The sequence below is a fragment of the Pseudomonas sp. AM14(2022) genome, from assembly GCF_036346455.1.
Lineage (GTDB): Bacteria > Pseudomonadota > Gammaproteobacteria > Pseudomonadales > Pseudomonadaceae > Aquipseudomonas > Aquipseudomonas putida_A.
This window is the reverse complement of the sequence record NZ_JAOTNY010000014.1, coordinates 128302-149294: the sequence shown is the minus strand read 5'-3', so window position 1 is coordinate 149294 and position 20993 is coordinate 128302. Positions and strand designations below refer to the sequence as shown.

Genomic DNA, 20993 nt, shown 5'->3' with positions numbered 1-20993 from the left:
TGGCCGTCAGGACGGGCAACCGAGTGGAAGAAAAGCCCCGATTTTCGGGGTCTGTTCTGTGGACTACGGTCGCACGCAAGGGTTCTATTTTTCTTCAGCAGGCCTTGGCCCGGGTCACCCGATCCACCAGATAGACCAGTCCGTGATAGTCGATGCCGCCGTGCTGCGTCAGGCCGATCTCACAGGTGCGGCTGGTGGAAATCCCCTCGTTGCAATGTTGCACCGCGTCCTTGAGTGTGCGCAGCGAGTGGCTGTTCAGCTCCGGCGTGGTGAAACCCTTGTCACCGGCAAACCCGCAACAATGAATGCCTTCCGGGATAACCACGGTTTTGCTGCATTTGCGCGCCAGATCGATCAGCGCCTGGCTTTCGCCCAGATGCTGGGTACTGCAGGTGACGTGAACTGCAATCGGTGCCTCTTGCGGAGTGAACTCCAGTCGATCGAGAAGATGCGTACGGATGAAGCGCACCGGGTCGTACAGATCCAGGCGAACATTTCCCACGTCCTGCACAAGGCGCAAGGTGCAGGGGCTGGTGTCGCAGTAGATCGGATCGAGCCCGCCACGACTGGCATGCAGGAGCGCGCTGATCAACTCCTGACGCTTGTGCTCGGCCTGTTCGGCATAGCCTTTGGAAGCGAAAGGCTGACCGCAGCAGAGGTTGTCCTGATTGTCCGGGAACACCACTTGGTAACCGGCCTTTTCCAACAGGCCACGGGTTTTGTCGTAGAGTGACATTTGCTCTTTGTCGCCGGCTGCCGGGCCCATCACCCGCGAAACGCAGGCAGCCAGATACACCACCCGCGGGCGCTCATCGGAGACGCTTGGGCTGAAACGAATGGCTTTTTCCGGTTGCGGCATCGCGTTGGTCCACAGCGGCACCTGCCCCTTGGACAAACGTGTCAGGGTTGCCGACAGCTTCGCCAGGCGCGGTGCGCCAAGCAGCATCCGTGCGCCGTTGGCCACGTGCAGGGTGAAGCGTGCGCCTTGCAGGGTCTTGGCGAAATGTCCTTCGATCCAGTCAGCGGTTTTCTGATGCGTGGCGTTACGGGCGCGGAGCTTTTTCACCAGTTCGCCGGTATTGATGCCTACGGGGCAACGCTGCGCGCACAAGCCTGTCGCGGCGCAGGTTTCAATGCCTTGGTACTCGTAGGCTTGTTCCAGCTCGGTGGTGTCAACACCGGCGCGTTTCTTCGCTTGAATGTCACGCCAGATCACGATGCGCTGGCGCGGGCTGAGGGTCAGACCTTTCGACGGGCAGACCGGTTCGCAGAAGCCGCACTCGATGCATTTATCGACAATCTCGTCAGCCGCCGGCAGCGGCTTCAGGTGTTTGAGGTGGATCTGCGGATCTTCGCTGAGCACCACGTCGGGATTGAGGATGCCGTTAGGGTCGAGCAGGCGTTTAAGCTGCCACATCAACTGGTAGGCGTCGCTGCCCCATTCCAGCTCAACGAACGGTGCCATGTTGCGCCCGGTGCCGTGTTCGGCCTTGAGCGAACCGCCGAATTCCACCGCCACCAGTTGCGCCACGTCGTCCATGAACGCTTGGTAGCGTGCGACTTCTTCCGGACTGTTGAAGCCTTGGGTGAAGACGAAGTGCAGATTGCCTTCCAGTGCGTGTCCGAAAAGGATCGCTTCGTCGTAGGCGTGTTTGTCGAACAGCGCGATGAGGCGATTGACGCCGATGGCCAGTTGTTCGACCGGGAAGGTCACGTCTTCGATGATCACCGTGGTGCCGGTTTTGCGCACGGCGCCGACGGCGGGGAAGGTGTCCTTGCGGATCGCCCAGAGCTTGGCGTTCTCGGCCGGATCTTCGGTGAAATCGACCTGTTTCTCCACCGGGAAACGGGTCAGCGAAGCCATGATCTGCGCCAGTTGTTCCTGCAGCAAAGTGGAAGAGGCGGCGCGGGATTCGATCAGCAGCGCGCAGGCATTACTCGACAGGTGTTGTACGAAATCCGGCATGCCCGGTTTGTCCTGCACCGAACGCAGACTGCGCCGATCGAGCAATTCCACCGCCGACACCGGTTGGCTTTTCAGCACGGTGACCGCGTTACAGCAGGTTTCCACATCCGGGAACACGATCAGCGCCGACGCCTTGTTCGGGTGATCGACCACCGTGTCGTAGGTCACCGCGCTGATGAAGCCGAGCGTGCCTTCGGAGCCGACCAGCAGGTGGCTCAAGATATCCACAGGCTCGTCGAAATCCACCAGGGCGTTGAGTGACAGGCCGGTGGTATTTTTCAGACGGTATTTGTGGCGGATTCGCGCAGCCAGTTCGGCATTGGCGCGGGTCTCGCGGCCCAATGTTGCCAGGCGTTCCAGCAGATCACCGTGGCTGGCGCGAAACGCGGCGACGCTGGCGGCATCTTCGGTGTCGAGACGGGTGCCGTCAGCGAGTACCAGGCGGATCCCGGCAAGTGTGTGGTAGGTGTTTTGCGCGGTGCCGCAGCACATGCCGCTGGCGTTGTTGGCGACGATGCCGCCGATTTTGCAGGCATTGATCGACGCCGGGTCCGGGCCGATCTTGCGCCCGAACGGTGCCAGCCACGCGTTGGCCTGCGCGCCGATCACGCCCGGTTGCAGGCGAATCTGCATGCCCTGGCCGCGAATCTCGCGAGCGTTCCAGTTATCCCCCAGCACAATCAGCACCGAATCGCTGATCGCCTGCCCGGACAAGCTGGTGCCAGCGGCGCGGAAGGTCACCGGGACTTGATCGCGCTGGGCCAGTTTCAACAGCGCCACCACCTCGTCTTCGGACTCGACGCGGATCACCAGTTTGGGAATCAGCCGATAAAAACTGGCGTCGGTGCCGAAGGCCAAGGTCGACAGCGGATCGTCAAAACGGCGCTCCGCTGGAATCAGTTGCTGCGCATCAAGCAGGAAATTCACCGGAAGCGTCATTGGTCCTCCAGGATCAATACCACCAGGTCTTTCGGGCCATGTGCGCCGTAGGCCAGCACTTGTTCGATGTCGGCGGTTTTCGACGGGCCGGACACCAGCAGCGCGTTGGTCGGCATGCCTTGGGCCCACTCGAATTCCTGTTGCACCTGATAGAAGTTGTCGCGGATTTCGCTGGCCTTGAGCAGGGCGAAATGCACCGGCGGCACCAGGCTCATCAGTCGCGGTTCTTCACGGGTGGGCCAGAGGATCAGGCTGCCGGTGGCGGCGATGGCACCGAGGGTGCCAGTGAGGCTGGCCGGGGTGTCGTTGAACAGCTCGGCTTTCCATTCTTCCATCGGCCGGTTGTAGGACTTCAGTGCCGGCAGATCAGGATTGTTCGCCCAGTGTTGTGAGATGCGCTGCCCGTGAGGCGTAGTCGGTGCGATCAGCAGGCTTGGCAACTGACGGTCACGCAGCAACTGCGCGAGCAGCGCCGGCCAGTCTGCGCCGGTGGTCAGGTGGATTTCGGTGTGTACCGCTTCCATCAGTTTGCGCAGTTGCGGGATGCGTTGCTCGGCGCTGTAGGTGTAAGGCTGGGTCACCAGATCGACGTCGAAGTCGTCGGCAATCGGTGTGGTGCCGGTCAGACTTTTCCGTAGCTTGGCGAGGATATTTTGCTTGGCGCTCATCAGCGGTCTCCCTGTTTGGCCAGATGCTCGCGGGCCATGTCGTGCAGTGAGCGGGCGGCGGGTTTTGGTGCGCTGTGGTTTTGTGTCCACGGGCCGACATTGTTCGGCGTTAACGCACGCAGTCGTGTGGCGAAGAAACCGAACAACCGATACAGCGTCGGCGAGCTGTTGAGTTTCGCCCAGGCGTTCCAGATGAAGCGTTCCTTGCGCGAATACTTGCTGCCCTGACCGCGCATCACTGGATGCGGACTGTCCGGGGCTTTGACGTTTTCTTCGCGCAGGCGCCGCAGGATCGCCGGGATAGGAATTTTCACCGGGCACACTTCACCGCAGGCACCGCACAACGACGAAGCGCTCGGGTGATCCGGGACTTTCGCCAGACCGACCATGTGCGGCGTGATGATTTTGCCGATCGGTCCCGGGTACACCTCGCCGTAGGTGTGGCCTCCGACGCGGGTGTAAACCGGGCAATGGTTCATGCAGGCACCGCAGCGGATGCAGTTGAGGGTCTGGCGCAGTTCGCTGTCGGCGAAGGCCTGGCTGCGACCGTTGTCGAGCAGCACCAGATGCACTTCTTGCGGGCCGTCGAGTTCATGTTCCTTGCGCGGGCCGGAGATCATGTTGACGTAAGTGGTGATCGGAATGCCCAGCGCCGAGCGGGTCAGCAGCGACAACAGCGGCACCACGTCGCGCAGGTTTTCCACGACCTTTTCGATGCCGGTGACGGCGATGTGCACCGGCGGCACGGTGGTGGTCATGCGGCCGTTGCCTTCGTTTTCCACCAGCAGCAGGGTGCCGGTTTCGGCCACGGCGAAGTTGACGCCGGAAACGCCGATGTCCGCTTCGAAGAATTTCTGCCGCAGGACCCTGCGACCGATCTGAATGAGTTGGTCAACGTCCTTGGTGTACTCCACGCCAAGTTTGTCGTGGAACAAGGACGCGACCTGACCGGCATTCTTGTGGATCGCCGGCATAATGATGTGTGAAGGCTTCTCGTGGTCGAGCTGGACGATGTATTCCCCCATGTCGGACTCCAGGCATTCAATACCTTGAGCCTCGAGGAAATGGTTCATCTCCATCTCTTCGCTGACCATCGATTTGCCCTTGATCACTTGCCGCGCCTCGTGAGCGCGGATGATCGACAAGACGATGCCATTGGCCTCGTCCACCGTTTCCGCCCAGTGCACTGTCACACCGTTGCGGGTCAGGTTCTGTTCCAGTTGCTCGAGCAGGTCGGGCAACTTGGAGAGCGCACGCGCCCTGATCGAGTTGCCCAGGGCGCGCAAGTGTTCTCTTTCGTGGGCATCGCTGAAAGCCGCTGCCCGCTTGGTCATCAGTGAATCCATCGCAGTGCGGAAGTTGTTCCGTAGCTGCTGATCACCCAAGGCGTTGTGTGCTCGGGTGCGGAAATCTTCTTCTACGGCAACCGTAGGAATAATCGTCGAGGTGCTCATTGCGCACCTCCGGTTCGTTGCCACAGAAAGCTGGCGAGATGTTGCCCGCGCAGCGCTTCCTTTTGTTTCTCCAATGCGCCGTTGATGTTCATCAAACACCCACAGTCGGCGCTCAACACCTTATGCGCGCCGGATTCCTTCAACGCCCGGGTCTTGTCAGCCACCATCGCGCCGGAAATGTCTGGCATACGGACGCTGAATGTCCCACCGAAGCCACAGCATTCGCTTTCGTGGTCGTGGTTGACCCGTTCCACGTTGCTCAACTGCGCCAACAACTCGCGGCCGTGCAGGTGGGTGTTCATCTCGCGGCGTGCCGAACACGAGGTGTGCAGCGCGACTTTGACTGGTTCGCCGCTGTCCTTGAGCTGCACCTTGCAGACAAACAGCAGGAACTCGGCGAGTTCATAGGTGCGGGCCGCGAGGGCCTGAACCTGTTTCAACGTTTGCGGCTCGTCCTTGAACAAGTCGGCGTAATGCTCACGCAGCATGCCCGCGCAGGAACCCGACGGCACCACCACCGGATAATCCCCGGCAAACAGCGCCAGTTGCGCGCGCGCGACCGTCCGCGCCTGCTCGGTGTAACCCGAGGTGTAGGCCGGTTGCCCGCAGCAGCTTTGCCCTTGCGGGTACTCGACCTTGATCCCTTCGCGCTCCAGCAAGTGGATCGCGTCCATCCCGGCTTCGGGATAGAACAGGTCGACCACACACGTGCCGAACAGATAGACCCGCGACGGTTTCTCGCTGGGGTATTGCCGAGGTTCGGGCAGTGGCGGTGCGACGCGAGTGGCGTTGGGCACAGCGTTGTAAAAAAGCTCGCTCATCAGGCGTGTCTCCGGGTGGGCCCGGTTATCCGTCTGTTGAGACTGCTGAATATAAAGAGCCTTGCTTTCAGCAGCCTTACAGACCGGGGTGTGAATTGCTGACGCCGGAATCACCAGCCGGCGTCGGTTATTTCCGTTTTGTTTATAGGTTTAGTGCACCAGCATGCCGGTGAACCAGTAGGCCTGGACCAGAGTGATCAGGCCGACAATCGTGGCAAAGAATAGGCTGTGCTTGAGAGTGAAGCGGAACAGATCCGATTCCTTGCCCACCAGCCCGGTCGCGGCGCAGGCCACGGCGATCGATTGTGGCGAGATCATCTTGCCGGTCACACCGCCGCTGGTATTGGCGGCGACCAACAAGGTGTCATTGACGCCGATCTGGTGTGCGGTGGTCGCCTGCAGCGAACTGAACAGCGCGTTGGACGAGGTATCCGAGCCGGTGAGGAACACGCCCAGCCAGCCGAGGAACGGCGAGAAGAACGGGAAGGCTGCGCCGGTCGCGGCCAAGACCAGGGCCATGGTCGAAGACATGCCCGAGTAGTTGGTGACGAAGGCGAAGGCCAGCACCATGCCGATCGACAGAATCGGCCAGCGCAGTTCGTAGAAAGTCTCTTTCAAAGTGGTCAGACCAGTTTTGAAGTTGATCTTCAGCACCAGCATCGAGATCAGCGCCGAAAAGAAAATCGCCGTGCCTGTCGCCGAAATAGGGTCGAGTTTGAACACTGCCGGAATCGCAGTCGGGGTGGCGACGATCGGCGCGGTCTTGATCACCAGTTGATCAAGGTGCGGGATGGCGAAGTTGAACACCCAGGCGTACATCGAACCGCCGGCGGCAAACATGGCCTTGAACGGCTTGAGGGTCCAGATGGTTACCAGCACGGTGAGGATCAGGAATGGCGACCAGGCGATGAAAATTTCCCAGAGGCTGTAAGGCGACGCCACGGTGCTGCGCTTCTGGCCGAAACCTCCTGCGCTGGCGGTCACCACCGAGGCCGAAACGGCGCCGGCGATGTGTTGGCCGGCGGCGCGTTTTGGCTGCCAGACTTTGAGGAACAGGGTCAGGGAAATCAGGCTGGCCAGAGCCGAGGTGATATCCGGCAACTCCGGGCCGATGAAGTTCGAAGTGAAGTACTGGGTCACGGCGAAGCTCAGGCCTGCAACCAGCGCTGCCGGCCAGGTTTCACGCACGCCACGCAGGCCGTCCATCATGAACACCAGCCAGAACGGCACGAACAGCGACAGCAGTGGCAGTTGGCGGCCGGTCATGGCGCCGATCTTGAACGCGTCGATGCCGGTCACTTGCCCGGCAACAATGATTGGAATGCCCAGTGCGCCAAACGCTACTGGCGCGGTGTTGGCAATCAGGCACAGGCCGGCGGCGTACAGCGGATTGAAGCCGAGGCCGACCAGCAGCGCGGCGGTAATCGCCACTGGCGCGCCGAAGCCGGCAGCACCTTCAAGAAATGCACCGAAGCAGAAACCGATCAGCAGCACCTGCAGACGCTGGTCGTCGGTAATCGACAGCACCGAACTGCGAATGACCTCGAACTGACCACTCTTGACCGTCAGTTTGTAGAGGAACACCGCCGCGACAATGATCCAGGCAATCGGCCACAGACCATAGGCAAAGCCGTATCCGGCGGCGGCGAAGGCCATGTCGACCGGCATGTGGAAGGCGAAAATCGCCACGGCAATCGACAGGGCCAGCGTGATGCTGCCGGCCACGTGACCCTTGAGGCGGAACACCGCCAGCGCGAGAAAGAAGAAAACGATGGGGATGACGGCCGCAAGAGCGGAGACGCCGAGACTGCCGAGCGGGGTATAGAGCTGTTGCCAGGTTTGCATATGGGGTGGCCCCTAATTGTTGTTGGTCAGGCACTGTCAGCGTTTTTGGTTAATTGGTAATACCAATTTACAATCGCTGTTGGCTAGGGTAAAAGCCTTGATGTCGGTGTGTCAATTTGTCGCCCTGAAACTTTTGTCGAATAAGCGGTGCAGAGGGCATCTGATCCGGTCGGGCGAATGTGCGCTGACAGGTGTCGGCGGGGCGCCGATGGGCCAGAATAGAGAGCCCGGCGAGCGGTCGGGATCGTGGAGAATTGAGTTATGGGGTTTGATCAGATTCGTCAGCGCCGTTTGTCTGACGATATTGTCGAGCGCCTCGAGGGGATGATCCTCGAGGGCACGCTGAAGTCCGGTGAGCGGCTTCCGGCCGAGCGCGCCTTGGCCGAGCAGTTCGGCGTGTCGCGTCCGTCGTTGCGCGAAGCGATTCAGAAACTGGCGGCCAAGGGCTTGCTGGTCAGTCGCCAGGGCGGCGGCAATTATGTTGTGGAAACGCTCGGCTCGACCTTCAGTGATCCTCTGCTATTGCTGCTGGAGAGCAATCCCGAGGCGCAGCGCGACTTGTTGGAGTTTCGGCACACTCTGGAGGCATCGTGTGCCTATTACGCAGCATTGCGCGCTACGGACGTGGATCGTGAGCGTCTGACTGCTGCGTTCAATGAGTTGCAGGATTGCTATACGCGGCATGACGAAGTGAGCCGGGCGGAGGAGGGCGCGGCGGATGCCAAGTTTCATCTGGCGATCGCCGAAGCCAGCCACAACGCGGTGCTGCTGCACACCATTCGCGGGCTGTTCGATCTGCTCAAGCGCAACGTGGTGACCAACATCGGCGGCATGTACAAGCAGCGTACGGAAACCCGCGACATGCTGATCTCTCAGCACCGGGAGCTGTATTTGGCGATTATCGAGGGGCGCGCGGAGCAGGCGCGGGAGGTTTCCAGTCGGCACATTCTGTATGTGCAGGAGGTCCTGGAGGAGGTGCGGCAGGAAGTTCAGCGCATGGCTCGGGCGGAGCGGCGCAAGGGAATGTGACGGCAGTTTAATTGTGGCGAGGGAGCTTGCTCCCGCTCGCATGCGCAGCAGGCGCCCTCTGCTCTCGTGACTACCTGTAAAGCGAGGGTTGCTACGCGCCCCAGCGGGAGCAAGCTCCCTCGCCACAGTATCAGGCAGAAGAAATTATTCTTCCTTGCCCTTGTTGCGCACGGCGCGCTGCAACTCACGACCGGCGTCGCGTTCGCGCTCGGTGTCACGCTTGTCGTATTCCTTCTTGCCCTTGCCCAGAGCGATCTCGCACTTGACCATGTGCTTGCTCCAGTAGAAGGACAGGCACACGCAGGCGTAGCCTTTCTGTTGCACGGCAGCGGCGAGTTTTTCCAGCTCGCGCTTGTTCAGCAGCAGTTTGCGGGTGCGGGTCGGATCGGCGATGACGTGGGTGCTGGCGGTCATCAACGGCGTGATGTGACTGCCGAGGAGCCAGGCTTCGCCATCCTTGAGCAGCACGTAACTGTCGACCAGTTGCAGCTTGCTTGCCCGCAGACTTTTTACTTCCCAGCCGGCCAGGACCAGACCAGCCTCGAAACGATGTTCGATGAAGTAATCGTGTCGCGCCTTTTTGTTCTGCGCGATGGTCCCTGTTGGGTGTTTCTTCTGTTTAGCCATAGGGGCGGCATTATATGGAGATAAACGGTCCTCGGCTACGGTGATGCTGCGTGCTTGAGCGCGTTGAGTGAATCCCGGACAATGCGGCCTCTTTTTCTAACGCTTGGGCGTGATATTCAATGTCGACAGACAAGGTTTCTGTCCACGGCAGTTGGGCTAGCCGCTGGGTTTTCATATTCGCCGCGACCGGTTCGGCCGTGGGACTGGGCAGCATCTGGAAATTCCCCTACATGGTCGGGGTCTACGGCGGCGGCGCCTTCGTGCTGATGTTTCTGGCCTGCATCGCCCTGATCGGGATCCCGGTCATGCTGGCTGAAACCCTGATCGGCCGCCGCGCACGGCAGAGTCCGGCGAACGCCCTGAAGGTGCTGGCGCTGGAAGCCGGGCATTCGGGCAAGTGGTCGTGGGGTGCATTTGCCGGGATGATCACGGCGTTGCTGATCCTGTCTTTCTATAGTGTGGTTGGCGGCTGGTCGCTGGATTACATCATCGACATGGGGCGCGGCGACTTCCAGGGCGCTACGGCGGAGCAGGTCGGCGCTTATTTCGGCAATGTCATCTCCGATCCCTGGCGCCTGACACTTTGGCACACAGTTTTCATGCTGTTGTCGGCCGTAGTGATCGCCAAAGGCGTGGTTGCCGGGCTTGAGCGCAGTTTGCGCATCATGATGCCGCTGCTGTTCGTGATGGTGCTGGTGTTGCTGGGTTACAGCATGACCACCGGGCATTTCATGGAAGGCGTGCATTTCATGTTCGATTTCCACCCGGAAAAAGTCCTCGACGGCTTGCTGCCCGCCATGGGCCATGCGTTCTTTTCCCTGAGCGTGGGCGTCGGCTCGATCATGATCTACGGCGCTTACATGACCAAGGAAGCCTCGTTGTCCGGCACGGTGGTCGGTGTGGCACTGCTCGACACCTTCGTGTCGCTGGTGGCCGGTCTGGCATTGTTTCCGATTGTGTTTGCTGGCGGTTTGAACCCTAGCGAAGGTCCGGGCCTGATGTTCGTCAGTCTGCCATTTGCCTTCGGTAATGTGGTTTTCGGCCAGTTGATGGGCGTGGTGTTCTTTGTCCTGGTGGCAATTGCCGCCTGGAGCTCGGCGATTTCCCTGCTCGAACCAATGGTTGCCTATCTGGTTGAACGCACGAAAATCAGCCGTGGCTGGGTGACTTTCTGGCTGGCATTCATTTGCTGGTTCGTCGGTCTGGGTACGGTTTTCTCCTTCAATATCTGGAAGGAAGCCAAATTTTTCGTGAACGATGGCGGGCTGTTTCATCTCTACCAATGGGGGGCGGCAGGCGGTCTGGACTTCTTCGGCGTGATTGATTTCTTCACCTCGCGGATCATGTTGCCGCTCGGTGGCTTGTGCTTCGTGCTGTTTGCCGGTTGGGTGATGGGGCGTGAGGCGGTGCGTGACGAGTTGTCGATTCGTAACCCGGCGCTGTTTGCCCTGGCCCTGTTCTTGATGCGCTACGTGGCGCCCATCGGCATTCTGGTAGTGTTTGCCGCTCAGCTCTGGAAGTAACGCTTACATGACGACACATATTCAACGTTCGGCGTTGCTGCCATACCCGGCGCAATTCCTTTACGACCTGGTCAACGACGTCGCGCGTTACCCGGAATTCCTGCCGTGGTGCTCGTCCGCCGAGGTGCTGGAGAGTTCGCCCGAGCACATGCGTGCCAGCGTTGGCGTGGCCAAGGGGGGGCTCAGTCAGCACTTCGTCACGCGCAATACGCTGGTGCCGGGGCAATCGATCGAGATGAACCTGGAAGAAGGCCCGTTCAACCAACTGCATGGCGTCTGGGTCTTCAAGGCGTTGAACGAGAAGGCCTGCAAGATCAGTCTTGACCTGTCTTTTGACTACGCCGGCCCACTGGTGCGTGCGACCCTCGGGCCGCTGTTCAATCAGGCAGCGAATACGCTGGTGGATGCGTTCTGCCAGCGTGCCAAGCAGATGCATGGTTGAGCCGGTGATCGAGATTGAAGTGGTGTATGCCGCCGTGGATCGTCAGATCTTGCGCACTTTGAGCGTTCCTGAAGGGACGACAGTGCGTGAGACGGTGCTCAAGTCAGGTATTGGCGATGAATTTCCGGAGCTGGACTTGAGCGAGTGCCCGTTGGGTGTCTTCGGCAAAGTGATCGCGGATCCGCAGGTTCGCCTGATTCAGGCGGGGGATCGCATCGAGATCTACCGACCATTGCTGGCTGACCCGAAAGAGGTGCGGCGTCTGCGCGCGGCCAAGGCTGCCGAGGCGAAAGCGCGAAATCAGTAGATGGGCCAAATCGCAGGCAATAAAAAACCCGGAAATTCCGGGTTTTTTATTGCCTCGCACATTACTGCGGCGAGGTGTCCAGCGGCTCAGGCGTCGGAACCGGAACGGTTTCAACACCGTCCACGTCCTTCTGGATCGAATCCAGCAAGGAGCCTGGTTTGGCTGGTTGTTCCGGCTTCGGCTTCTCGGCGTTTTCAGCAGGGGCGGTCACGCTGGTGCCACTGTCCTTGCCGAGAATGGCTTCGTCACGGCTCACGCCCGGCATGAAGTCACCGGACAGGCTGACAAGCTGGTCGTTGGAGTTGAAGTTAACACTCACGCGTTCCTGTTGGCGTTCACCGCCACCAGGTTGCAGGCTGTACAGATAATCCCAGCGATCGGCATGGAACGTGTCGGTCAGCAGAGGGTTACCCATGATAAACCGTACTTGCCGACGGGTCATTCCCGGGCGTAACTGGTCTATCATGTCCTGCGTGACGACATTGCCCTGCTGGATGTCGATTTTGTAAACCCCGGGGAATGAACAACCGGCGAGTGCGAGCAGTCCCACAAAGGTGAAACTGGTTAGCAAGAGCTTGGTGTTTTGCATCGGTGGGCGACTTCCACTATCTTGGCTGGGACAACGTAAACGCCGATCATACCCGCATTAAGAGAAGCTGCGAAGCAGCATCGCGAGAAAGCTGACCATGGTTGAAAATAGCGAACTACGCAAAGCCGGCCTCAAAGTGACCCTGCCACGGGTCAAGATCCTGCAAATGCTCGACTCTACCGAGCAGCGTCACATGAGTGCCGAAGACGTCTACAAGGCGTTGATGGAAGCGGGCGAGGACGTTGGTCTGGCCACGGTTTACCGTGTTCTGACCCAGTTCGAAGCCGCTGGCCTCGTGGTCCGTCACAACTTCGACGGTGGCCACGCGGTATTCGAACTGGCCGACGGTGGCCACCACGACCACATGGTCAACGTGGAAACCGGTGAAGTCGTCGAATTTGTCAGTCCGGAAATCGAAAAGCTCCAGAAGGCAATTGCCGAGGAGCACGGTGTTGATCTGGTAGATCACAATCTGGTGCTGTACGTACGCAAGAAAAAGTAAGCATGTCGCGCGAATTCAGGTTCGCGAAACGAACGAAGGCGACCCAAGGGTCGCCTTCGTGCTTTCTGCTGTGCTTAAACTTTTGCGGTAACCACCATTTTTTTTGCGTGAGCCAAAGACTCTTTGGTCAGGTCGATGCCGCCCAGCATCCGCGCCACTTCTTCTATACGGTCGTTCTTGCTCAGCTTGGACACGGCGGTGTGAGTCGCTTGTTCGCCCCGTACCTTGTGCACGAACAAATGCTGATGACCCTGCGCTGCCACTTGCGGCAAGTGCGTCACGGTCAGTACCTGCCCGCGATCGCCAAGACGTCGCAACAACTGGCCGACGATTTCGGCGGTCGGCCCGCCGATACCCACGTCCACTTCGTCGAATACCAGGGTTGGTACCCGTGAGGTCTGCGCGGTGATCACCTGAATCGCCAGACTGATCCGCGACAGCTCGCCGCCGGAGGCCACTTTGGCCAGCGCCTTCAGTGGCTGGCCGGGGTTGGCGCTGACCAGCAGCTCGACTTGCTCCAGGCCGTTGGGTAGCAATTCGTCGCTGCTGTTGGCGCGCAGTTCGATGGTGAAGCGCCCGCCCGGCATGCCCAGGCGCTGGATTTCCTGCTCCACGGCGCTGGCAAGGCTGCCGGCGGCCTGATGACGCAAGTCGCTCAGCTCTCGGGCCTTCTCTTGATAATGGCGCGCGTAGGACGCCAGTTCTTCACCCAGGCGCTCGATGGATTCGTCATTGGCATTGAGGGTTTCGATTTCATCCAGCAACTTCTGCTGCATCTCGGCGACTTCAGTTGGCTGGATCCGGTGCTTGCGGGCCAGGGTGTAAATTGCGTCGAGGCGTTCTTCCAGATACTGCAGGCGCGCCGGATCGGCATCGAAGTTGTCAAGGAAGCGATTGAGTTCGCCCACGGCTTCTTCGACCTGGATCTGCGCGCTGGTCAGCAGGCTGCTGGCTTCGCCCAGTGCGCCAACCGAGTTGTTCACGCTCGACAGGCGATTGAGGCTGGCGGTCAGTGCATTCAGCACATTGCCGGAATCGCTTTCGCTGCACTGCTCGACCACCTGTCGGCAGATGCCGAGCAGGGTTTCGGCATTGGTCAGATTCTTGTGTTCCTGCTCCAGCTGGTCCAGCTCGTTGTCGCCGAGGCCGAGGTTTTCCAGTTCTTCAAGCTGGTAGCTGAGCAGTTGGTGGCGCGCGCGTTGTTCGTCGCCAGAATTGGAGAGGCGCTCCAGCTCCTGGCGGGTTTGACGCCAGCGCTGCGCGGCGAGTTGAACCTGGCGGCCCAGATCGGTAGCGCCGGCGTATTCGTCGAGCAGGCGCCGGTGAGTGTCGGTCTTCAGCAGGGACTGGTGTTCGTGCTGGCTGTGGATATCGATCAGCAGCTCGCCGAGGGCCTTGAGATCGCCGAGCGGGCAGGGCGTGCCATTGATATAGCCGCGTGAACGGCCTTCAGCGGTGATCACCCGACGCAGGATGCACGGACCATCGCTTTCAAGATCGCGCTCGGCCAGCCAGGCATGGGCTTCGGGAATGTCGACCAGGTCGAAGGTGGCCAGGATATCGGCCTTGTCGGCGCCTGGGCGAACTACGCCGCTGTCGGCGCGATCGCCGAGGGTCAGGCCCAGGGCGTCGAGCATGATCGACTTGCCGGCGCCGGTTTCCCCTGTGATCACGCTCATCCCGCGATCGAGTTCGAGATCGAGATGTTCAACGATGGCGTAGTTATGTACGGACAGGTGCACCAGCATAAAGGCCGCTCCCAGGCTTTAGGTCTGGTTATTTATACAGTGTTTTGTTTCAGGCTGACAATGCCCTCGCTTAGCTCGATTTGCTTGATCCGATCAAATGCTTAGTCCGAGCAGGAATGACAATGCAGCACTTTTTTGTAGGGTTAATCATTGCAGGCCCTTGAAGCCTGATTTTGCGGCCCCATATATCGGGGCAGAAGCGCGAGTACTGCTCGCGGACGTAATTGAAAGGAGAATTCTATGGCTGACGAACAGACAGTAGATACGCAAAATCCAGAAGCCAATCAGGCGCCCGAAACTTCGGGTGACGACCTGGCGACCCGTGTACAAGTGCTCGAAGAGCAGTTGGCCGCCGCGCAGGATCAGTCGCTGCGCGTAGCTGCCGATCTGCAGAACGTCCGCCGTCGTGCCGAGCAGGATGTCGAGAAGGCGCACAAGTTTGCGCTGGAAAAATTCGCCGGTGACTTGCTGCCAATCGTCGACAGCCTGGAGCGCGGTCTCGAACTGTCGAGCCCGGACGACGAAAGCATCCGTCCGATGCGCGAAGGCATCGAGCTGACCCTGAAAATGTTCCACGACACCCTCAAGCGTTACCAGCTTGAAGCGATCGATCCGCATGGCGAACCGTTCAATGCCGTTCACCATCAGGCGATGGCCATGCAGGAAAGCGCCGACGTCGAACCGAACAGCGTTCTGAAGGTGTTCCAGAAGGGCTACCAGCTCAATGGCCGACTGTTGCGTCCGGCCATGGTTGTGGTCAGCAAGGCGCCGGCGCCAATTTCGCCTTCGATTGACGAGAAGGCTTGAAATTAGCCGCAAGGCCCCCATTTAGAAGTCAAGCGTTTAAGTATTACCGCAGTTAGCCACCACTGCTGCGGCAACAAAATCCAAAGTTTCGGGAGAGTGAACATGGGCAAAATTATCGGTATCGACCTGGGGACTACCAACTCCTGCGTCTCCGTGCTGGAAAACGGCGTAGCCAAAGTTATCGAAAACGCCGAAGGCGCGCGTACCACGCCGTCGATCATCGCTTACGCCAACGATGGTGAAATCCTCGTTGGTCAGTCGGCCAAGCGTCAGGCAGTGACCAACCCGCACAACACCCTGTACGCGGTGAAGCGTCTGATCGGTCGCAAGTTCGACGAAGAAGTCGTACAGAAAGACATCAAGATGGTCCCGTACAAAATCGCCAAGGCTGACAACGGCGACGCCTGGGTTGAAGTGAACGGCCAGAAAATGGCGCCGCCACAAATCTCGGCTGAAATTCTGAAGAAGATGAAGAAGACCGCCGAAGACTACCTCGGCGAGCCTGTGACCGAAGCGGTAATCACCGTTCCGGCCTACTTCAACGACAGCCAGCGTCAGGCGACCAAAGACGCCGGCCGCATCGCCGGTCTGGACGTTAAACGTATCATCAACGAACCAACCGCAGCGGCTCTGGCTTACGGTATGGACAAGGCCAAGGGCGATCACACCGTGATCGTTTATGACCTGGGTGGCGGTACTTTCGACGTTTCCGTGATCGAGATCGCTGAAGTTGACGGCGAGCACCAGTTCGAAGTGTTGGCCACCAACGGTGACACCTTCCTCGGCGGTGAAGACTTCGACATTCGTCTGATCGACTACCTCGTTGACGAATTCAAGAAAGAAAGCGGCATGAACCTCAAAGGTGACCCGCTGGCCATGCAGCGCCTGAAAGAAGCCGCTGAGAAAGCCAAGATCGAGCTGTCGTCCGCTCAGTCGACCGACGTCAACCTGCCGTACATCACTGCAGACGCTACCGGTCCTAAGCACCTGAACGTGAAGATTTCGCGTGCCAAGCTCGAAGCACTGGTTGAAGACCTGGTTCAGCGCACCATCGAGCCTTGCCGTATCGCTATGAAAGACGCCGGTATCGACGTTGGCGCGATCAACGACGTGATTCTGGTCGGCGGTCAGACCCGTATGCCGCTGGTACAGAAGCTGGTGACCGATTTCTTCGGTAAAGAAGCTCGTAAAGACGTGAACCCGGACGAAGCGGTTGCCATGGGTGCTGCGATTCAGGGCGCCGTTCTGGCCGGTGACGTGAAAGACGTTCTGCTGCTCGACGTCAGCCCGCTGACCCTGGGTATCGAAACCATGGGTGGCGTGATGACCGCGCTGATCGAGAAAAACACCACGATTCCTACCAAGAAATCGCAAGTGTTCTCGACTGCCGACGACAACCAGGGCGCTGTGACCATTCACGTTCTACAAGGTGAGCGTAAGCAAGCCGCACAGAACAAGTCCCTGGGCAAGTTCGACCTGGCCGACATTCCACCAGCTCCACGTGGCGTGCCACAGATCGAAGTGACCTTCGACATCGACGCTAACGGCATCCTGCACGTTGGTGCGAAAGACAAGGCGACCGGTAAAGAGCAGAAGATCACCATCAAGGCCAACTCCGGTCTGTCGGATGAAGAAATTCAGAAAATGGTTCGCGATGCCGAGCTGAACGCCGAGGAAGACCGCAAGTTCGCTGAACTGGCTGAATCCCGTAACAAGGGTGATGCACTGGTTCACTCGACTCGCAAAATGGTTACCGAAGCGGGCGACAAGGTCAGCGCTGAAGAGAAGACCGCGATCGAAGCCGCTGTGGTTGCACTGGAAGCTGCTGTGAAAGGCGACGACAAGGCTGCCATCGAAGCGAAGATCGAAGAGCTGTCGAAAGTCTCGGCTCCGGTTGCTCAGAAGATGTACGCCGAACAGGCTCAGCCTGCTGAAGGCGCGGCACCGCACGACGAGAAAGCTGAAAAGGCTGACGATGTTGTCGATGCCGAGTTCGAAGAAGTCAAAGACCACAAGTAAGTTGTTGGTCGGCCGGTTGACTGCCTTGCGGCGGTGACTGGTAGGATGTCGCCGCGCGGGAGCTTGCTCCCGCGTTGGCGTATCTGGAATACACGAATTTTTACAGCATGCGACAAGGTTCGCCTACTGCTGGTATGGCCGGGAATGCTCCTGCTTTTCGCGCCGCAAGTACCAAAAGAAACAAAGACCAGGATCGTTGAATTGACGTGAGTTGGGTCCGGGCCTGTATTGGGGCTCAACGAGTTTGGCCATCCTCAGGAGGGGTTTGCCGAACGTCCTCAAGAGTGCAAAAGACTTATGGCAAAGCGTGACTATTACGAAGTATTGGGTGTAGAGCGTGGTTCAAGCGATGCAGACCTGAAGAAGGCCTATCGTCGTCTGGCGATGAAGCATCACCCGGACCGTAATCCCGATGACAAAGCGTCGGAAGAACTGTTCAAAGAGGCCAACGAGGCCTACGAAGTATTGTCCGATTCGAGCAAGCGCGCGGCGTACGACCAGTACGGTCATGCTGGCGTCGACCCAAGCATGGGTGGCGGTGGCGCCGGTTTCGGCGGGCAGAACTTCTCCGACATCTTTGGCGATGTCTTCAGTGACTTCTTCGGTGGCGGTCGTGGCGGTTCCCGTGGCGGCGCCCAGCGTGGCAGCGATCTGCGCTACACCCTGGAGCTGAATCTGGAAGAAGCGGTGCGCGGCACTACCGTGAATATCCGCGTACCGACACTGGTCAATTGCAAGCCATGCGATGGTTCCGGCGCGAAGAAAGGCTCGTCGCCATCGACCTGCCCGACCTGCGGCGGCATCGGTCAGGTGCGCATGCAGCAGGGCTTCTTCTCGGTGCAGCAGACCTGCCCGCGTTGCCATGGCCAGGGCAAGATCATTTCCGATCCGTGCGATTCCTGCCACGGCGACGGTCGCGTCGAAGAGTACAAAACACTGTCGGTCAAAGTGCCGGCTGGCGTTGATACCGGCGACCGCATTCGTCTGTCCGGCGAAGGCGAGGCGGGTACTCAAGGTGGCCCGACTGGCGACCTGTACGTGGTGATCAACGTGCGCGAGCACGACATCTTCCAGCGCGACGGCAAACATCTGTTCTGCGAAGTGCCGATCAGCTTTGTTGATGCGGCGCTCGGCGGCGAGCTGGAAATCCCGACCCTCGACGGTCGCGTCAAACTGAAAATCCCTGAAGGCACCCAGACCGGCAAGCAGTTCCGTGTACGCGGCAAAGGCGTGGCGCCCGTGCGGGGCGGTGGTGCGGGCGACTTGATGTGCCGTGTAGCGGTGGAGACCCCGGTCAATCTGAATCGTCGTCAGCGCGAATTGCTCGAAGAATTCCGCAGCTCGCTGGCGGATGACAACAGCCACTCGCCAAAAACCACCGGTTGGTTCGATGGTGTGAAGCGCTTCTTCGGCGATCTGTAAGGAGTCGGCATGCGACGTATAGCTGTGATGGGCGCCGCCGGGCGCATGGGCAAGATTCTGGTCGAGGCCGTGCAGCAGCGCGCGCCGCTGACCGGCCTGACCGCGGCGATCGTTCGTCCCGGCAGTACGCTGATCGGGGTGGATGCCGGTGAGCTGGCTTCGCTGGGTCGCATCGGTGTGCCGTTGTCCGGCAATCTCGAATCGGTGGCTGAAGAGTTCGATGTACTGATCGATTTCACCCTGCCGGAAGTCATGCTGAAAAACCTCGCGTTCTGCCGCAAGGCCGGCAAGGCCATGGTCATCGGCACCACCGGGCTCGACGCTGCGCAAAAGCAGCTGCTGGCCGAGGCGGGCAAGGATATTCCGATCGTGTTCGCGGCCAACTTCAGTGTTGGGGTCAATCTGTCGCTGAAGCTGCTCGAAATGACCGCCCGGGTGCTGGGCGACGATGCCGACATCGAAATCATCGAGGCGCATCACCGGCACAAGATCGATGCGCCTTCGGGCACGGCGCTGCGCATGGGTGAAGTGATCGCCGATGCGCTGGATCGTGATCTGCAGAAGGTTGCGGTCTATGGCCGTGAAGGCCATACCGGCGCGCGAGAGCGGGAAACCATCGGTTTCGCTACCGTGCGTGGTGGTGATGTGGTTGGCGATCACACCGTGCTGTTCGCCTGTGAGGGCGAGCGCCTGGAGATCACGCACAAGGCTTCCAGTCGCATGACATTCGCCAAGGGTGCTGTGCGTGCGGCGTTGTGGCTGGATGGTCGCGAGCCGGGTCTGTACGACATGCAGGACGTGCTCGACCTGCATTGATTGACTGTTTTACCCAGCGCAAACGCCCGGTTTGCGCTGGTTTTTCTACACCGCGCGACGGCCTGTCGCATTCTCCGGCCTTTTAGGCTCTTTAGCGGTGGACCAAAAAAGCCTTTTTCTGTAAGCTACAGCTTTAGTGTGTCCACTAAAAGCGCGCAGAATAATTCAGTGAAGAAGCGGGGTGACGTGTCCATACGTCACTCCGCTTTTTTACAACCTGCGATTGCCCTTTCATGCGTTATTTACGGGAGGTCTTCTTGACTAAGCCAGCCATACTCGCCCTTGCTGATGGCAGCATTTTTCGCGGCGAAGCCATTGGAGCCGACGGTCAAACCGTTGGTGAGGTGGTGTTCAACACCGCAATGACCGGCTATCAGGAAATCCTTACCGATCCTTCCTACGCCCAGCAGATCGTTACCCTGACTTACCCGCACATCGGCAACACCGGCACCACGCCGGAAGACGCCGAGTCCGACCGCGTATGGTCCGCTGGCCTGGTCATCCGTGACCTGCCGCTGGTAGCGAGCAACTGGCGTAACACGATGTCCCTGTCCGACTACCTGAAAGCCAATAACGTTGTGGCAATCGCTGGTATCGATACTCGTCGCCTGACCCGCATCCTGCGTGAAAAAGGCGCACAGAACGGCTGCATCATGGCCGGCGACAACATCTCCGAAGAAGCTGCAATTGCCGCCGCGCAAGGCTTCCCGGGCCTGAAGGGCATGGATCTGGCGAAAGTCGTCAGCACCAAGGAAAAGTACGAATGGCGCTCAACTGTCTGGGAGCTGAAGACCGACAGCCACGCGACCATCGATGCCTCCGAGCTGCCATACCACGTGGTTGCCTACGACTACGGCGTCAAACTGAACATCCTGCGCATGCTGGTCGAGCGCGGCTGCCGCGTGACCGTGGTGCCGGCGCAAACCCCGGCTGCCGATGTGCTGGCACTCAAGCCGGACGGCGTGTTCCTGTCCAACGGCCCTGGTGACCCGGAGCCTTGCGACTACGCGATCAAGGCGATCAAGGAAGTGCTGGAAACCGAGATTCCGGTATTCGGTATCTGCCTCGGTCACCAGCTGCTGGCTCTGGCCTCCGGCGCCAAGACCCTGAAAATGGGTCACGGCCACCACGGTGCCAACCACCCGGTACAGGATCTGGACACTGGCGTCGTGATGATCACCAGCCAGAACCACGGTTTCGCGGTTGACGAAGCGACCCTGCCAACCAACGTGCGTGCGATTCACAAATCGCTGTTCGACGGCACCCTGCAAGGCATCGAGCGCACCGACAAGAGCGCGTTCAGCTTCCAGGGCCACCCTGAAGCGAGCCCGGGCCCGAACGACGTGGCACCCCTGTTCGACCGCTTCATCAACGAGATGGCCAAGCGACGCTAAGCGTTCGCCTTGAGACTGTAGCGAGAAGCCCTTGAGGGCGGCCCCGACACCGGTGGCGCCCCTCAGGGCTTCAGA

Annotated in this window: 18 protein-coding genes; 10 read left to right on the top strand and 8 right to left on the bottom strand. The window is 59.6% G+C overall.

Annotated features, from left to right (window positions below):
- Positions 1-94 precede the first annotated feature (94 nt).
- From V3W27_RS23765 to V3W27_RS23745, 5 genes are all read right to left on the bottom strand, one after another.
- Positions 95-2905 carry an FAD-binding and (Fe-S)-binding domain-containing protein gene (locus V3W27_RS23765; RefSeq protein ID WP_330207680.1) on the bottom strand — a complete coding sequence of 937 codons (2811 nt, stop codon included), beginning with the start codon at positions 2903-2905 and terminating at the stop codon, positions 95-97.
- Positions 2902-3573: a LutC/YkgG family protein gene (locus V3W27_RS23760; protein WP_330207679.1), complete on the bottom strand. Its 672-nt coding sequence runs from the start codon at positions 3571-3573 to the stop codon at positions 2902-2904. Before V3W27_RS23760 ends, V3W27_RS23765 begins: the two co-directional genes overlap by 4 nt.
- Positions 3573-5027 carry a LutB/LldF family L-lactate oxidation iron-sulfur protein gene (locus V3W27_RS23755; protein ID WP_330207678.1) on the bottom strand — a complete coding sequence of 485 codons (1455 nt, stop codon included), beginning with the start codon at positions 5025-5027 and terminating at the stop codon, positions 3573-3575. Before V3W27_RS23755 ends, V3W27_RS23760 begins: the two co-directional genes overlap by 1 nt.
- The gene (locus tag V3W27_RS23750) at positions 5024-5848 is read right to left on the bottom strand and encodes a (Fe-S)-binding protein (protein ID WP_330207677.1); all 825 of its coding nucleotides are present in this window, start codon (positions 5846-5848) and stop codon (positions 5024-5026) included. Before V3W27_RS23750 ends, V3W27_RS23755 begins: the two co-directional genes overlap by 4 nt.
- Positions 5849-5998: 150 nt before the next feature.
- On the bottom strand, positions 5999-7693 hold the full coding sequence (locus V3W27_RS23745) for a lactate permease LctP family transporter (RefSeq protein ID WP_330207676.1): 1695 nt from the start codon (positions 7691-7693) through the stop codon (positions 5999-6001).
- Between the two features lie 261 nt (positions 7694-7954).
- Here V3W27_RS23745 and V3W27_RS23740 point away from each other — a divergent pair, with 261 nt between their 5' ends.
- Positions 7955-8722, top strand: coding sequence for a GntR family transcriptional regulator (locus V3W27_RS23740; protein ID WP_027610772.1), 768 nt, complete (start codon positions 7955-7957; stop codon positions 8720-8722).
- A gap of 144 nt (positions 8723-8866) precedes the next feature.
- On the opposite strand, the gene smpB is transcribed toward V3W27_RS23740, so the two are convergent.
- On the bottom strand, positions 8867-9349 hold the full coding sequence (gene smpB, locus V3W27_RS23735) for an SsrA-binding protein SmpB (protein WP_003221505.1): 483 nt from the start codon (positions 9347-9349) through the stop codon (positions 8867-8869).
- Positions 9350-9468: 119 nt separating this feature from the next.
- Between smpB and V3W27_RS23730 the strand changes: the two genes are divergently transcribed.
- Genes V3W27_RS23730 through V3W27_RS23720 form a run of 3 tightly spaced genes read left to right on the top strand, consistent with a single transcriptional unit; the run spans position 9469 to position 11621 of the window.
- Positions 9469-10872 (top strand): sodium-dependent transporter, encoded by a 1404-nt coding sequence (locus tag V3W27_RS23730; RefSeq protein ID WP_097090468.1) that lies wholly within the window; start codon positions 9469-9471, stop codon positions 10870-10872.
- Positions 10873-10879: 7 nt separating this feature from the next.
- The gene (locus V3W27_RS23725; RefSeq protein WP_003221509.1) at positions 10880-11314 is read left to right on the top strand and encodes a type II toxin-antitoxin system RatA family toxin; all 435 of its coding nucleotides are present in this window, start codon (positions 10880-10882) and stop codon (positions 11312-11314) included.
- Complete coding sequence (locus V3W27_RS23720) at positions 11307-11621, top strand: RnfH family protein (RefSeq protein ID WP_150370253.1); 315 nt, start codon at positions 11307-11309, stop codon at positions 11619-11621. Before V3W27_RS23725 ends, V3W27_RS23720 begins: the two co-directional genes overlap by 8 nt.
- A 61-nt stretch (positions 11622-11682) precedes the next feature.
- Here V3W27_RS23720 and V3W27_RS23715 read toward each other — a convergent pair whose 3' ends face one another.
- Positions 11683-12210, bottom strand: coding sequence for an outer membrane protein assembly factor BamE (locus tag V3W27_RS23715; RefSeq protein WP_027610774.1), 528 nt, complete (start codon positions 12208-12210; stop codon positions 11683-11685).
- 97 nt (positions 12211-12307) lie between these two features.
- Here V3W27_RS23715 and fur point away from each other — a divergent pair, with 97 nt between their 5' ends.
- Positions 12308-12712: a ferric iron uptake transcriptional regulator gene (fur, locus tag V3W27_RS23710; protein WP_003221515.1), complete on the top strand. Its 405-nt coding sequence runs from the start codon at positions 12308-12310 to the stop codon at positions 12710-12712.
- 74 nt (positions 12713-12786) lie between these two features.
- On the opposite strand, the gene recN is transcribed toward fur, so the two are convergent.
- The gene (gene recN, locus V3W27_RS23705; RefSeq protein ID WP_150370254.1) at positions 12787-14460 is read right to left on the bottom strand and encodes a DNA repair protein RecN; all 1674 of its coding nucleotides are present in this window, start codon (positions 14458-14460) and stop codon (positions 12787-12789) included.
- Positions 14461-14700: 240 nt separating this feature from the next.
- On the opposite strand from recN, the gene grpE reads away from it, so the two are divergent.
- The 5 genes from grpE (at position 14701) to carA (ending at position 20918) form a co-directional block, all read left to right on the top strand.
- A complete protein-coding gene (gene grpE, locus V3W27_RS23700; RefSeq protein ID WP_007961425.1) occupies positions 14701-15267 on the top strand; it encodes a nucleotide exchange factor GrpE in 567 nt (188 codons plus the stop codon).
- A 102-nt stretch (positions 15268-15369) separates the two neighbouring features.
- A complete protein-coding gene (gene dnaK, locus V3W27_RS23695) occupies positions 15370-17286 on the top strand; it encodes a molecular chaperone DnaK (RefSeq protein WP_003221521.1) in 1917 nt (638 codons plus the stop codon).
- A 297-nt stretch (positions 17287-17583) separates the two neighbouring features.
- Positions 17584-18708 carry a molecular chaperone DnaJ gene (dnaJ, locus tag V3W27_RS23690; RefSeq protein WP_003221522.1) on the top strand — a complete coding sequence of 375 codons (1125 nt, stop codon included), beginning with the start codon at positions 17584-17586 and terminating at the stop codon, positions 18706-18708.
- 9 nt (positions 18709-18717) lie between these two features.
- On the top strand, positions 18718-19524 hold the full coding sequence (gene dapB / locus V3W27_RS23685; protein ID WP_003221523.1) for a 4-hydroxy-tetrahydrodipicolinate reductase: 807 nt from the start codon (positions 18718-18720) through the stop codon (positions 19522-19524).
- Positions 19525-19781: 257 nt separating this feature from the next.
- Positions 19782-20918 (top strand): glutamine-hydrolyzing carbamoyl-phosphate synthase small subunit, encoded by a 1137-nt coding sequence (gene carA / locus V3W27_RS23680; RefSeq protein WP_097090471.1) that lies wholly within the window; start codon positions 19782-19784, stop codon positions 20916-20918.
- Positions 20919-20993 lie beyond the last annotated feature (75 nt).

Bases quoted from the DNA above. Each gene is read 5' to 3' on its own strand.
- V3W27_RS23765 (WP_330207680.1), bottom strand. From the start codon at position 2,905: ATGACGCTTCCGGTGAATTTCCTGCTTGATGCGCAGCAACTGATTCCA.
- V3W27_RS23760 (WP_330207679.1), bottom strand. From the start codon at position 3,573: ATGAGCGCCAAGCAAAATATCCTCGCCAAGCTACGGAAAAGTCTGACC.
- V3W27_RS23755 (WP_330207678.1), bottom strand. From the start codon at position 5,027: ATGAGCACCTCGACGATTATTCCTACGGTTGCCGTAGAAGAAGATTTC.
- V3W27_RS23750 (WP_330207677.1), bottom strand. From the start codon at position 5,848: ATGAGCGAGCTTTTTTACAACGCTGTGCCCAACGCCACTCGCGTCGCA.
- V3W27_RS23745 (WP_330207676.1), bottom strand. From the start codon at position 7,693: ATGCAAACCTGGCAACAGCTCTATACCCCGCTCGGCAGTCTCGGCGTC.
- V3W27_RS23740 (WP_027610772.1), top strand. From the start codon at position 7,955: ATGGGGTTTGATCAGATTCGTCAGCGCCGTTTGTCTGACGATATTGTC.
- smpB (WP_003221505.1), bottom strand. From the start codon at position 9,349: ATGGCTAAACAGAAGAAACACCCAACAGGGACCATCGCGCAGAACAAA.
- V3W27_RS23730 (WP_097090468.1), top strand. From the start codon at position 9,469: ATGTCGACAGACAAGGTTTCTGTCCACGGCAGTTGGGCTAGCCGCTGG.
- V3W27_RS23725 (WP_003221509.1), top strand. From the start codon at position 10,880: ATGACGACACATATTCAACGTTCGGCGTTGCTGCCATACCCGGCGCAA.
- V3W27_RS23720 (WP_150370253.1), top strand. From the start codon at position 11,307: ATGGTTGAGCCGGTGATCGAGATTGAAGTGGTGTATGCCGCCGTGGAT.
- V3W27_RS23715 (WP_027610774.1), bottom strand. From the start codon at position 12,210: ATGCAAAACACCAAGCTCTTGCTAACCAGTTTCACCTTTGTGGGACTG.
- fur (WP_003221515.1), top strand. From the start codon at position 12,308: ATGGTTGAAAATAGCGAACTACGCAAAGCCGGCCTCAAAGTGACCCTG.
- recN (WP_150370254.1), bottom strand. From the start codon at position 14,460: ATGCTGGTGCACCTGTCCGTACATAACTACGCCATCGTTGAACATCTC.
- grpE (WP_007961425.1), top strand. From the start codon at position 14,701: ATGGCTGACGAACAGACAGTAGATACGCAAAATCCAGAAGCCAATCAG.
- dnaK (WP_003221521.1), top strand. From the start codon at position 15,370: ATGGGCAAAATTATCGGTATCGACCTGGGGACTACCAACTCCTGCGTC.
- dnaJ (WP_003221522.1), top strand. From the start codon at position 17,584: ATGGCAAAGCGTGACTATTACGAAGTATTGGGTGTAGAGCGTGGTTCA.
- dapB (WP_003221523.1), top strand. From the start codon at position 18,718: ATGCGACGTATAGCTGTGATGGGCGCCGCCGGGCGCATGGGCAAGATT.